An 11,964-nucleotide genomic window follows, 5' to 3' on the forward strand; every position below is an offset into this window, starting at 1 on the left:
AGCTCAGTTCGCATGGTTCGCGGTGGCCCGCTGGGTTACCTCGCCCCAGACGCGTAGCAGGTTGCCACCCCATATCTTGGCGATGTCGGCATCGCTGAAGCCGGCTCGCCGTAGCGCTGCGGTCACGTTGCGGGTCTGCGTAGCATCGTTCCAGCCCGCGAGGCCACCGCCGCCGTCGAAGTCCGAGGCGATACCGACGTGATCGATACCGGCTACCTCAACCATGTGCTTGATGTGGGCGACGTAGTCGTCCACGTTAGGCGGCGGGAGTGCGGCGTCGATGCGCTTCATGCCGTCGATGTAGGCAGGCAGGTACTCGTGCTTTTCGCTAGCGAAGCTTTTGTCGCCGGTCTGCTTCGCGACCTGTGCCTGCAATGCTTTCATTGCGAGATCACGGGCGGGATCGAGGCGGATGAATTCCTGCACTGCCACGGCCTGGATCACGCCACCCTTGGCGGCGATGGCGCGCAACAGATCGTCGGAAAGGTTACGCGGATGGTTGTCGAGTGCACGGGCAGAGGAGTGCGAGGCGATCACCGGTGAGGTGGATAGGGCAAGCACCTCGCGCACGCAGGCATCGGAGGAATGCGAGACGTCGACCATGATGCCCAACTGGTTGGCACGCTTGACGACACTGCGGCCGAAGTCGGTGATGCTGTACTCGGGGAGTGGCGTGTCGCCAAGGTCGGCTTCCGGTGTGGAGCTGCTGCAGAGATCGTTGTTGCCCATGTGAGCCAGCCCGACGTAACGCGCGCCGCGTGCGAAGGCGGCGTCGAGATTCTTGATGTCATGGCCCAGCGAGTAGCCGTTCTCGACGCCAATCATCGCCGAGAGACGGCCCGCGGCCTTGTTGGTGCGTACATCGTCGGGCGTCCTGGCCAGTCGGATCTGGTCGGGGTACGCCTTCAGCATCAGGTCGATGTCGTCATACTTGGTTCTTGCCTGCGCGACGGCGTGGGCCCAGCCTTTGGGCGTCAACGGCCCCTGGTCCACGTAGACGATGAAGAACACGGCATCGAGCCCGCCGCGTTGCATCTTGTCCAGGTCCACTTGCAGTGGCGTCTGTTTGCCGAAGTCGAAGCGGGCCTCGCGCATGTAGGCGAAGGGAATATCCACATGGGTGTCGAGCGTGATCGGCGGATCTTTCTGCGCGACGGCGGTGGTACTGCCTAGTGCGATAGCTAGCGCGATACCGAGCTTGCGGACAGTCTTCATGCGGTCTCCCAGTGTTTGGCCAGTTGTTCGCCGGCGACTATCTCTTCGAACGTTTGCCGCTGTCGCACCATCGCGTAGCGACCCTTGTCGACCATGACTTCTGCGGCAAGCGGGCGAGAGTTGTAGGTGGATGCCATGGAGGCGCCGTAGGCACCGGCGGTGCGGATCATCAGCAGGTCGCCAGCGGCACAGGTCGGCAGGGTGCGGGCTCTGGCGAAGGTGTCGCCGGTTTCGCAGACCGGCCCTACGATGTCGTACGCGGTCATCGGGCGATGCTCCCCGTCTATCAGCGCGATGTCATGCCATGCATCGTACAGGCTGGGGCGGGCGAGATCGTTCATGGCGGCATCAAGCACCAGGAAGTCGCGTTGATCACCATGTTTGACGCGGATCACGCGCGTCAGCAGCACGCCGGCTTCGCCGACCAGATAGCGACCGGGCTCGAATAGCAAACGGCCGTCGAAACCGGCCAGCGCTTCGCGCACGGTGGCCACGTAGTCGGCAGCATCGATAGGATGGTCATGGCCCGCGCGATAGCAAACACCCAGCCCACCACCCGCGTCGATGCTGTTGATCGGATGGCCCTGCGCAACAAGCTCGCGCCAGAAGGCGGCTACGCGTTGCATGGCCTCCTGGAAGGGCTGGAGGCTGAGGATCTGCGAGCCGATATGCACGTGCAGTCCGTCCAGTTGAACGTGGCTCAGTTCATGGCGTGCTGCGAACCATCGTCGCGCCTCGTCGATGCTTACGCCGAACTTGTTCTCCGCTTTGCCGGTCGAAATCTTGGCATGCGTGAGTGCGTCGACATCCGGGTTGATGCGGACGGCGGCACGGGCGATGGTGCCCTTGGAGCGCGCAACCCGTTGCAGGGTGAGCAGTTCGTCGTGCGACTCCACATTGAAACGCAGGATGCCTGCGCCGAGTGCCTCAGTGATCTCCAGTTCACTCTTGCCCACGCCGGAAAAAACGATGTGTTCGGGCGGTATGCCGGCCTGCAGCGCCCGCCAGAGTTCACCCGCCGAGACGATGTCTGCACCTACACCATGCTCGTGCATGAAGCCGAGCACGCCACGATTCGAGTTCGCCTTGACCGCAAAGCAGATCAGCGCATCCGTGCCGCGCAGTGCGGCCTGCAATGCCTGGATGCGTTCGCGAATCGAGCGGGCGGAGTACACATATAACGGCGTGCCCAAGCGCGCAGCCAACGCGCGGAGGTCCACATCGTCGAGCGTGGCGAGTGGTGAAGTGGTTGCCAGCGTCATGGTCGCACCTGGTGCCTTGTCGTCCTGCGGAGGATGCGTCCCATCATTTCCGGTCTCCTTCGAATCCGCCGTCATAGAGGGAGCTGCTGCCATGTGAACTCATAGTCCCACTGGTCGAAGTACAGATTGCCGCCGCGCCACTCCAGCTCGCCGCGCTGCGAATCCACGGTTTCGGAGCGGATGAACTGCTTGGGCGGCACGAAGGGCTGGCTGAAATCGCTGTTGAACGCGATGCGGTAGGCATCCAGGCCGCCGAGGTAGAACCATTGCAGGGCAGGGTTATCGCCCTTGGCGGGTTGCAGCTGGCCGAAAGTCACGTCCATCGGCACCCAGCCGTAGGGGGCAAGGTAGAGCTGCCCCCAGTCGTGGATGTTCTCGTAGCTGCCGTCGGAGAAGATCCAGCCCGACTGCCAGCGCGCTGGGATGCCGTTGAGGCGCAGCAGCGCAATCAATAGCATGGTCTGCTCGCCACAGTCGCCGTGGCCGGCATGCAGCGTGTAGTCGCTGAGGTTGCTGATGGTGGAGTACTCGCGCGCACCGGCCCAAGGAATTTGATCTACGGCCGCGAACAACTTCTGCGCGATGCGGTAAGGATTCTTCTCGTTGCCAACGATCTTGTGCGAATAGGCGCGCAGGTCGTCAGTGAAAACGATATGCGGTGCGCGCTCCGCGATGTACGGAGCAAGCTCTGGCGTGATCTTTGTCGGCCCCACTTTCGAGGCATCGATGTCGTGATACTGCGCGTAAATGGTCAGCTCGTAGGTCACCGCGAACAGGGTGGGTTTGCCGGTTTCGGCCTTCCTTTCCATGTACGCCGTGCGCTGCAACACACTTGCCGGAGCGACGCGCGCGCCGGCCGGCTGGCTGTCGATCAATCGCACGCCGTCCTGTTGCCCCGGTAATTCGCGGGGGAAGGGCAGCCACGCGCGGATGGTTTCGCCGGGAGGTACCGCATCGGCGCGAACGGTGACGGTCTCCGTCACCCGTACGTGATTGGGCGTGACGCTGCTGCGGTGCGTGGCGAGCGCTTCACGCCGCGCGGCGCGGTGATGATCGTTGAGCGTCTCCATGGGATCGTCGTTGGACGGTGCAGGATGCGCGCGCCGCCCTGCTGCCTCCTTGCTGAGCAGAAACAGGTTATTCGGCGCGCGCTTGAAGTAGAGCGTGTGGCCGTCGATCACCTGATGCTCGATCAGACCTTGCTGATCCCAGCGCGCGAACTCCGCATCGGAGAGATCGGGAATCTGCTTGCGCACGCGTGCCTTGGCCGCGTCGATATCCAGCGTGAAGTCGAGCAGGATACGGCGCATGCGTTCGCGCTGGAACAACAACGCCTCTCGCGTCTCCGATGGAAGACCTGGCTGCGCGAGCGCCTTGTCGATGTCCGCATCGGCTGCCTTGAATTGCCCGGCATCGATCAGCGCGACAGCGTGCGGCACGGGTGAATCATCGACGCTCGACGGCATCGCCACGGGTGAAAGGCAGCAAAGCACCAGCGCCATCGGCAGTGCGCGCAGGCGTCGTAAAGCGAAAGAGGGTGATTCCGTCCGCACCTGCCGCTTCCCCAAGAACAAGGCGAAGTCGCTGTTTAGCATGGCTTGCAAATGACGGTCAATAAATTATGCTTCGGCCGTCCATTGCATGAATTAGATATTCCAAAAGTTGTGTAAGGTATTCCAAAAACGAATGTGATCGGGGAGTCAGAGGGGACACATGATCCATACGGCCTGGCCTTATCTCGCTGTCATGTTGCTGGCGGCGGGCTTGTTTCCCGCTCTCGAGCGGCGCTTCCATTGGCGCTTCTTCGAAGTGCTCCCGCCCATCGTGCTGACCTACCTACTGGTCACCGCGCTCGCGGTCACGGGCCTGTGGCAGGTCAACGACGAAATTCGCGGCACGCAGAGCCTGCTGATCGAGCACATGGTGCCCGCGCTGCTGTTCCTGTTGATGATCAACTGCGATTTGCGTGCCATCTACCGGCTAGGGCCTCGTGTGCTCGCCGTGTTCTTCGTCACCATGGTCTGTTTGTTCGTTGCCTTCGTCGGCACCTTCCTGATGTTTCGCTACTGGCTCCCGGGCAATGCCTGGCAGCCGCTGGCCGCGCTGTCGGGCAGTTGGATCGGTGGCACGGCCAACATGGTGGCCGTGAAGCAGGCTATCGGCATGCCGGACCGTTTGCTGGCCTTCTCTTTGCTCACCGACGCGCTGTGCTACTCCATGTGGGTCGTTGTGCTGTTCGGGCTGGGTCGCGTGGCCACGCAGTTCAATCGTTGGACACGCGCCAAGTCGAGCGCGGACATGGTGGTGGAGGAAACCCGCAACAACGGCCCGACCACACCCGACAACGTGCTGTTATGGCTGGGCATGGCGCTGGCGGCGGCGGCTTTCTCGGCGTGGCTGGCTGATCGTCTGCCCACGTCGGACATGATCTCCCCGACCACCTGGACCATCATGCTGGCCACGGCGCTGGGTCTGGTTGCGGCGCATACGCCGCTGGCCCGCTTTGCGGGCGCCAACACCATTTCTAGTGCCTTGCTCATCAGCGTGGTGGCGATCCTCGCTTCGCAAAGCAACTTCGACGGCATCGGCTCGGCGCCGCTCTACATCGGCTGCGGTATCTGCATCATCGTGATTCACGCGGTGCTGCTCGCCCTGGCGGCGCGTCTGTTCCACTTCGACCTGTACCTGTGTGGCATCTCTTCGCTGGCCTGCATCGGCGGTGTAGCCGCCACACCCATCTTGGCGGCGAGCTACTCCCGGTCACTGGTGCCGGTGGGCATTTTGCTCGCGTTGCTCGGCTATATCCTCGGTACGGGATTCGGTCTGCTGGTGGCGTCGGTGATGTCGTCGCTGGCCATTGCCTAGGAATCATCATGCGATCCATGCCTCGCCTGACGTTCTGCCTGATCGCCGCCCTCGCGGCCGCGCCGTCATTCGCGGACAAAGGGCCTGCCGCCGTTCTTGTGCCGCCATCCGGCGTCATCGGCATCGCTAACAATGCGATGCTCGGGCCGGACTTCTGGATCAAACAGTCGACACAGTCGGACCAGGTCTTGCTGGACGCCGTTGAGATCGGCCAACGAAACGCCAACCTGCTCAAGGTCGATCCGTCCATGCATGACCTGCATGCGATGCCGGCGCAGCTTGACCGTGCAACGGTCACGGGCTGGATCAACGACCTTTCGCAGTATCCGAAGCGCAAGCTCTATGACATCAAGGGTCAGCCCGTACCAGAGAGCGTGCACGACCAACTGACGGACGCGCTGGCGCTGGATGTCGTACCGGCGCAGCAATCCAGCCGCTACGGCATGATCGTGCAGCGCGCTGCGTTGCGTACGTTTCCGACCGATACGCGCGTGTTTACATCGACAGACGACACCGATATTGACCGCTTCCAGGAAACGGCGGAGTTCCCGGGCACGCCTGTACTCATCGCGCACACTAGTCGTGACGGGCGTTGGCTGTTCGTGGTGAGTCCCCGTTACGCGGCGTGGACGCATCGCGAGAACGTCGCCGAAGGCACTGCGGCCGATGTGCTGGCGTATGGCGGTCGTGCGCCGTACCGGGTGGTGACTGGCGGCACGATACGCACGGTCTTTACGCCCGAGCAGCCTGCCGTATCGCAGCTGCAACTGGACATGGGCGTTGCCGTGCCGGTGGTGTCCAATCAACCCGCCGACCAGCCGGTGAACGGCCAGTCGCCGTATGCCTCCTACGTGGTGGATCTGCCCATCCGGCAGGCGGACGGCAAGCTCGCCTTTTCGCCAGCGCTGATCCAGCGTAACGCGGATATGCAGGATGACTTCCTGCCGCTGAGCGAAGCGAACATCATCCGGCAGGCCTTTAAATTCCTCGGTGAACGCTACGGTTGGGGCCATGACTACGACGGGCGTGATTGCAGCGGTTTCGTCTCGGACGTCTACCGCAGCCTGGGCGTGCAGATGCCCCGCAACACGAGCAAGCAGGCGATCAGTCCTGGTTTTACTCATCAGGCATTCGGCGATAAGGACAGTCACGACGAGCGGCTCAAGGCGGCGATGGCGCTCAAGGTGGGTGATCTCGTCTACATCCCGGGGCACGTCATGATGGTGATCGGCAAGCTCGACGGCGAGCCTTACGTGATCCACGACACCAGTGGCATTTCCTACCGGGATGGCACGGGTGGCATGCGCCGGGTCAAGCTCAACGAAGTGTCGGTGACGCCTTTGTTGCCGCTGATGTACGACGACAAGCACACCTATGTCGACCGCATGACCAGCATCGTGCACGTGCGCCCGTGAACGCGTTTCCATCCCCGTCACCCATCGAAGACAGGAAGTTGCCGAGCCCTATGAAGATCACCGACATCCAATTCGGCATGCTGCGGGTGCCGTTGAAGACGCCGTTCAAGACGGCGCTGCGCACGGTCAACCAGGTCGAGGACATTGTGGTGATGGTGCATACCGACACCGGCCACGTGGGTTACGGCGAGGCACCGGCGACGGCGGTCATCACGGGCGATACGCATGGTTCGATCGTCGATGCGATCCGGCACTACATCGCGCCACGCCTGACCGGCCAGGACGTCGCCGACCTCAACCGGCTTACGCAGTTGATCCAGACTGCGATGGAACGCAACACCAGCGCCAAGGCCGCGGTAGAGATCGCCCTTTACGACCTGTGGGGTCAGATGTACGGCGCGCCGCTATACAAGCTGCTCGGTGGCGGTGACCCGGTGATCACCACGGACATCACCATCAGTGTCGACTACATCGACAAGATGGTGGCTGACTCCATCAGCGCCGTGGATCGCGGTTTCGAATCGCTGAAGATCAAGGTAGGCAAGGATATCGGCGTCGACATTGAGCGCGTCAAGGCGATCTATGCAGCGGTGGAGAATCGCGCGCTGCTGCGCCTGGACGCCAACCAGGGCTGGACGGCCAAACAGGCGGTCTATGCCCTGCAGACGCTGGAAGATGCGGGTGTGCGGCTGGAACTGGTCGAGCAGCCGGTCAAGGCGCGCGACCTGGAAGGCATGCGCTACGTCACCGAGCGTGTGCACACGCCCATCATGGCCGACGAAAGTGTGTTTGGCCCCATGGAGGTGATGGACCTGATCCGCATGCGCGCCGCCGACATCATCAACATCAAGCTGATGAAGACGGGCGGCATCTCCAACGCCATGCGCATCGCTGACATTGCCGGCATGTACGGGGTGGAGTGCATGATCGGTTGCATGCTGGAGAGCAGCATCAGCGTGGCGGCGGCCGTGCACGTAGCAGTGGCCAAGTCGGCAGTGATCACCAAAGTCGACCTGGATGGTCCGTCGCTGTGCCAATACAACCCTGTCGACGGCGGCGTGGTGTTCAACGAATCGGAGATCTCGGTCACCGATGCGCCTGGGTTGGGCATCCGCGAAATTCGCGGCCTGGAAAAGTTGGAAGCCTGACATGTCGCCGCTGGTGAAAATCCGCGCCGAACGCGACCAGATGTCGGCGGTCGAACGGCGCGTGGCCGATTTCATCCTGGAGAACGCACAACTGTTGCGCGACTACTCGTCGCAGCAGTTGGCGGATGCGCTGGGTATCAGCCAGTCCAGCGTGGTGAAGTTCACCCAGAAGTTGGGCTTCAAGGGGTATCCCGATCTCAAGTATTCGGTGGGTGAAGCTATTGCGCGCGCCGACAATGGCGATGCTGCGCAGGTGGCGGCACACGTACCGGCCGCCGCGGACGAGTCGCCGGCGGGCAATCTGTGGCGGTGCAAATCCGCTTCGGAAGAAGAAACCCGCCTCATCAATGCACCCGAAACACTGCAGGCAGTAGCCGACGCCATTGCTGTGGCGGGCGCCGGTGGCAAGGTGTTCATGATTGGTCTGGGCGACGATGACATGTACGCGCGCGGCTTTGCGCAGCGCTTGTCGTTGCTCGGCATCCCCTGCGTGCACCACGTTGATGCAGGGCGCATGGCCGCCAGTGTATCCGCCGCCGGTGCGGGCGATATTTTTCTGGTGTTCTCCGAGCAAGGGCAGCATCCGGCGCTGTGCAAGATCGCTCGTTTCTTCCGCGAGCGCCGCGGGCGGTTGATCACGGTGACGCGACATACCTCCAACCCATTGCGTGCGCTGGCGGATATCGCACTACTGGTATCGGCGCACGATGAGCGGCCGTACATCCAGCCGGTGCTGTACCAGTCGGCGCTGCAGCATCTGCTCGATGGCGTGTTTGTGCAGTTGTGCGAAGGCGACGAGCAGCGTCATCTGCAGCTTCTCGCCAATCTCGAACGCATCCAGCAGATGCTGGATCCCTGAGTCACTCCACCAACGGCATCGCATGACTATGTCCATTCATCGCTTTCCGGTCCGCCGTTTTCTCGCCGCCGCACTGGCAGCCGCTGCCATCGGTCCCTCCGTGGCGGCCAGCGGCGATGTCGATTGGCAGGCATCGCGTCAAATGGTGCTGGTGATTACGCCCGACTGGAATGCGGATCATGGCGTGCTACGCGCCTTCGAGCGAACGGGCGACGGCTGGAAGCCGGTGGTGGATGCGCAGGCCGTCACCGTGGGTCGATCCGGCGCCGCCTGGGGCTTGGGCTTAAACGAGCCGCAATCGGACGGGCCGCAGAAGCACGAAGGGGATGGCCGCGCGGCGGCCGGCGTCTATCGCGTCGGTGAGGTATTCGGTTATGCCGCCAGCGGTGGCACGCGCATGCCCTATGAAGAGATGACGGATACCGATTGGTGCGTCGATGTGGACGGCTCGCCGTACTACAACCAGATCGTTGACGCGAAGAAGGTGGGGGAGAAAGCCGTGGCGGGTGCGAGCGAGCCGATGCGACGCGACCTGCACCTTAATGGCGATCAGCGTTACAAGATCGGCTTTGTCATCGAGCACAACGCTAAGGGAAAGTCGGGTGGCGGTAGCTGCATCTTTGCGCATTTGTGGGCATCGCCCACTGACGCAACTGCAGGATGCACGGCCATGCCCGAACCAGTCATGCGCCGGCTGTTGGCCTGGATGAAACCCGAAGATCAGCCGGTGTTCGTGTTGCTGCCGCAAAGCGAGTACGTGCGGTTGCGTGCGCCGTGGCATTTGCCAGTGTTGGGGAAGCAGCCTTGAGCCCCACCACGCGGGTCCTTATCGGGCTGGTGCTGGGTGCCTCAGGTGGTCTTGCCTTGGCCGCGTGGTCCCCAACGGTTGCCGTGCAGGTGGCGGATGCCGTGCAGCCGTTGGGTCGGCTGTGGCTCAATGCGTTGCAGATGACGGTCGTGCCGCTGGTGTTCGCCCTGGTGGTCGTGGGCGTGAACACGGCCAGTGATGCCGCAGCGTCGGGACGTATCGCGCGCCGGGCCATTGTGGCGTTCATTCTGATCTTGACCGGCGGCGCGCTCTTTGCGGCTGCCGCCGCCCCCCGCCTGTTCGCGTTGTTTCCCCGCAATCCGTCGCTGACGACGGCACTCGAAAGCGCCGTGGCGACACACTCGCCGGCGGCCACGGGCGCTGTGGGATGGGCGGAGTGGTTCAACGGCATTGTGCCGTCGAATGCGATCAATGCGGCAGCACAAAGCGCGATGTTGCCGTTGGTTGTGTTCGCGCTGTTCTTCGGCTTTGGTCTCACGCGTATCGCGGCGGAGCGCCGTATCTTGGTCGTATCGTTCTTCCAGGCCATCGCGGACACCATGATCGTGATCGTGCGCTGGGTGTTGTGGGTGGCGCCATTGGGCGTGTTTGCGTTGATCCTTGCGGTGTGCGCGCGTGCTGGCGTGCACATGCTGAGCGCCCTGGGCATCTATGTGCTGGTGGAATGCATCCTTTACCTCTGCCTGACCTTGTTGATGTTGCCGGTGGCGGTCGTGTGGGGTGGCGAGACGCTGCGGCGGTTTGTGCCCGCGCTGGTGCCGGCGCAGATCGTCGCGGCCAGCACGCAATCGTCGCTCGCCTCGCTGCCGGCGATGCTGGAGAGTGCGGAGCGGCGGCTCGGTTATCCGTCACAGGTGAATGCGTTGGTGCTGCCGATGGCAGTCAGCCTGTTCCGCCTGACGAGCCCGGTGCAGTACGTGACGTCTGCGTGTTTCATTGCATGGGCCTATGGTATCGACGTTGGCATGGCGCCGTTGTTCGCCGCCGCGCTGCTGGCGGTAGTGATCAGTCTCGGCTCGGTGGGGCTGCCCGGCGCTGTGAGTTTCATGGCGACCAATCTCCCGGTGGCGCAGGCGATGGGCGTGCCCGTGGGGCCACTGGGCCTGATGCTCGCCGTCGATGCCTTGCCGGATGCACTTGCCACCTTGGGCAACGTGACCGCCGACCTTACCGCCACCAGTGTGGTGGCCCGTCAATCCGCCAGGGAAAGTGAGACTGCATGAGTACGCTGCACGAGGCTGACATCATCGTGATCGGAGCTGGCATGGCCGGGGCCTCCGTGGCTTATTTCATGGCGCCGCACGCGCGCGTGCTGGTGCTGGAGCGTGAAGAGCATGCAGGCGTGCATTCAACCGGTCGTTCGGCGGCGTTGTTCTCCGAAACCTACGGCTCTGCGCAGGTGCGCGCACTCACCCGAGCCGCGCGCCGCTTCTTTGATCATCCACCGGAGGGCTTCGCCAGCCACACCATTCTTTCGCCGCGCGGCTCGCTCAGCGTAGGCACTGATGCGCAGATTGAGCAGGTCCACGCGCTGCACACCGACATGGCCTCGCGTACGCAGGGTCTTCGGGTGGTGGATGCGGCCTGGTTGCGCAATACCGTCCCCGTACTTCGACCGGAGATGGCGCAAGTCGGGTTGTACGAACCGGGCGCTGCGGATATCGACGTGAACGAACTGCACCAAGGCTTCTTGCGTGGATTGCGCGCGAGAGGCGGTCAGCTTCGCGTACGTGTCGACATCCGTTCGATTGAGCGCGGGCCGGGGCATTGGTTCGTCGATGCGGGTGACGAATGCTTCCGCGCGCCGCTGCTGGTCAACGCCGCCGGCGCCTGGGTGGACCAAGTTGCCGCGCTGGCCGGTGTGTCATCGCTGGGCATCCAGCCGAGGCGTCGCTCGGCTTTCCTGTTTGAGCCGCCATCGGGTATCGACACGGCAAGCTGGCCGTTCGTCACCGACGTCGAGGAGACGTTCTATTTCAAGCCGGATGCCGGGCTGTTGTTGGGTAGCCCCGCCAATGCCGATCCGGTGACGCCACACGACGTGCAGCCGGAAGAGCTCGACATCGCCATAGGCATCCATCGCATTGAAGAAGCGACGACGATGACCATTCGCCGCCCCACACGCACTTGGGCAGGCTTGCGCTCGTTCGTGGCCGACGGCGATCTCGTCGGCGGTTTCGAGCCGGGAAGGAATGACTTCTTCTGGGTAGCAGCCCAGGGTGGCTACGGCATTCAGACATCGGCCGCCATGGGCGAGGCCTGCGCCAACCTCGCGCTGGGGCGCCCACTGCCCAGCCATGTGCAGGATGCCGGTGTGACCGCCGCGATGCTCGATCCCTCCCGCCTGAAGGGCTGATTTCGCGCCGTACGG

At 63.1% G+C, this 11,964-nt stretch carries 10 protein-coding genes; 7 read left to right on the forward strand and 3 right to left on the reverse strand.

Annotation, left to right across the window (positions count from 1 at the left end; translation table 11 throughout):
- Positions 1 to 3: 3 nt before the first annotated feature.
- The 3 genes from DYST_RS17825 to DYST_RS17835 all read right to left on the reverse strand — a co-directional run bounded on the left by DYST_RS17825 (position 4) and on the right by DYST_RS17835 (position 3,943).
- Positions 4 to 1,215 carry a dipeptidase gene (locus DYST_RS17825; protein WP_239947178.1) on the reverse strand — a complete coding sequence of 404 codons (1,212 nt, stop codon included), beginning with the start codon at positions 1,213 to 1,215 and terminating at the stop codon, positions 4 to 6.
- Positions 1,212 to 2,477, reverse strand: a complete 1,266-nt coding sequence (lysA, locus tag DYST_RS17830) for a diaminopimelate decarboxylase (RefSeq protein WP_239947179.1) — start codon at positions 2,475 to 2,477, stop codon at positions 1,212 to 1,214. The genes DYST_RS17825 and lysA overlap by 4 nt, the downstream gene beginning before the upstream one ends.
- Positions 2,478 to 2,548: 71 nt before the next feature.
- Positions 2,549 to 3,943 carry a transglutaminase-like domain-containing protein gene (locus DYST_RS17835; RefSeq protein ID WP_239952144.1) on the reverse strand — a complete coding sequence of 465 codons (1,395 nt, stop codon included), beginning with the start codon at positions 3,941 to 3,943 and terminating at the stop codon, positions 2,549 to 2,551.
- Between the two features lie 247 nt (positions 3,944 to 4,190).
- On the opposite strand from DYST_RS17835, the gene DYST_RS17840 reads away from it, so the two are divergent.
- From DYST_RS17840 to DYST_RS17870, 7 genes are read left to right on the forward strand one after another with little or no spacing between them, the layout of a single operon-like run.
- The gene (locus DYST_RS17840) at positions 4,191 to 5,342 is read left to right on the forward strand and encodes a DUF819 domain-containing protein (protein ID WP_239947180.1); all 1,152 of its coding nucleotides are present in this window, start codon (positions 4,191 to 4,193) and stop codon (positions 5,340 to 5,342) included.
- A gap of 17 nt (positions 5,343 to 5,359) precedes the next feature.
- On the forward strand, positions 5,360 to 6,757 hold the full coding sequence (locus tag DYST_RS17845; RefSeq protein WP_239952145.1) for an SH3 domain-containing protein: 1,398 nt from the start codon (positions 5,360 to 5,362) through the stop codon (positions 6,755 to 6,757).
- 50 nt (positions 6,758 to 6,807) lie between these two features.
- Positions 6,808 to 7,905, forward strand: coding sequence for a dipeptide epimerase (locus DYST_RS17850; protein WP_102301380.1), 1,098 nt, complete (start codon positions 6,808 to 6,810; stop codon positions 7,903 to 7,905).
- 1 nt (position 7,906) lies between these two features.
- Positions 7,907 to 8,764: a MurR/RpiR family transcriptional regulator gene (locus DYST_RS17855; protein WP_239947181.1), complete on the forward strand. Its 858-nt coding sequence runs from the start codon at positions 7,907 to 7,909 to the stop codon at positions 8,762 to 8,764.
- A gap of 28 nt (positions 8,765 to 8,792) precedes the next feature.
- Positions 8,793 to 9,572: a L,D-transpeptidase family protein gene (locus DYST_RS17860; RefSeq protein WP_239952146.1), complete on the forward strand. Its 780-nt coding sequence runs from the start codon at positions 8,793 to 8,795 to the stop codon at positions 9,570 to 9,572.
- A complete protein-coding gene (locus DYST_RS17865) occupies positions 9,569 to 10,816 on the forward strand; it encodes a dicarboxylate/amino acid:cation symporter (RefSeq protein WP_239947183.1) in 1,248 nt (415 codons plus the stop codon). Before DYST_RS17860 ends, DYST_RS17865 begins: the two co-directional genes overlap by 4 nt.
- Positions 10,813 to 11,949, forward strand: coding sequence for an NAD(P)/FAD-dependent oxidoreductase (locus tag DYST_RS17870; protein WP_239947185.1), 1,137 nt, complete (start codon positions 10,813 to 10,815; stop codon positions 11,947 to 11,949). Before DYST_RS17865 ends, DYST_RS17870 begins: the two co-directional genes overlap by 4 nt.
- Positions 11,950 to 11,964: the final 15 nt, after the last annotated feature.

The sequence above is a fragment of the Dyella terrae genome, from assembly GCF_022394535.1.
Taxonomy (GTDB): domain Bacteria; phylum Pseudomonadota; class Gammaproteobacteria; order Xanthomonadales; family Rhodanobacteraceae; genus Dyella.

Excerpts from the sequence above, each read along its gene's own strand:
- DYST_RS17870 (WP_239947185.1), top strand. The coding sequence starts at position 10,813 with ATGAGTACGCTGCACGAGGCTGACATCATCGTGATCGGAGCTGGCATG.
- DYST_RS17845 (WP_239952145.1), top strand. The coding sequence starts at position 5,360 with ATGCCTCGCCTGACGTTCTGCCTGATCGCCGCCCTCGCGGCCGCGCCG.
- DYST_RS17840 (WP_239947180.1), top strand. The coding sequence starts at position 4,191 with ATGATCCATACGGCCTGGCCTTATCTCGCTGTCATGTTGCTGGCGGCG.
- lysA (WP_239947179.1), bottom strand. The coding sequence starts at position 2,477 with ATGACGCTGGCAACCACTTCACCACTCGCCACGCTCGACGATGTGGAC.
- DYST_RS17825 (WP_239947178.1), bottom strand. The coding sequence starts at position 1,215 with ATGAAGACTGTCCGCAAGCTCGGTATCGCGCTAGCTATCGCACTAGGC.
- DYST_RS17855 (WP_239947181.1), top strand. The coding sequence starts at position 7,907 with ATGTCGCCGCTGGTGAAAATCCGCGCCGAACGCGACCAGATGTCGGCG.
- DYST_RS17860 (WP_239952146.1), top strand. The coding sequence starts at position 8,793 with ATGTCCATTCATCGCTTTCCGGTCCGCCGTTTTCTCGCCGCCGCACTG.
- DYST_RS17850 (WP_102301380.1), top strand. The coding sequence starts at position 6,808 with ATGAAGATCACCGACATCCAATTCGGCATGCTGCGGGTGCCGTTGAAG.
- DYST_RS17835 (WP_239952144.1), bottom strand. The coding sequence starts at position 3,943 with ATGCCGTCGAGCGTCGATGATTCACCCGTGCCGCACGCTGTCGCGCTG.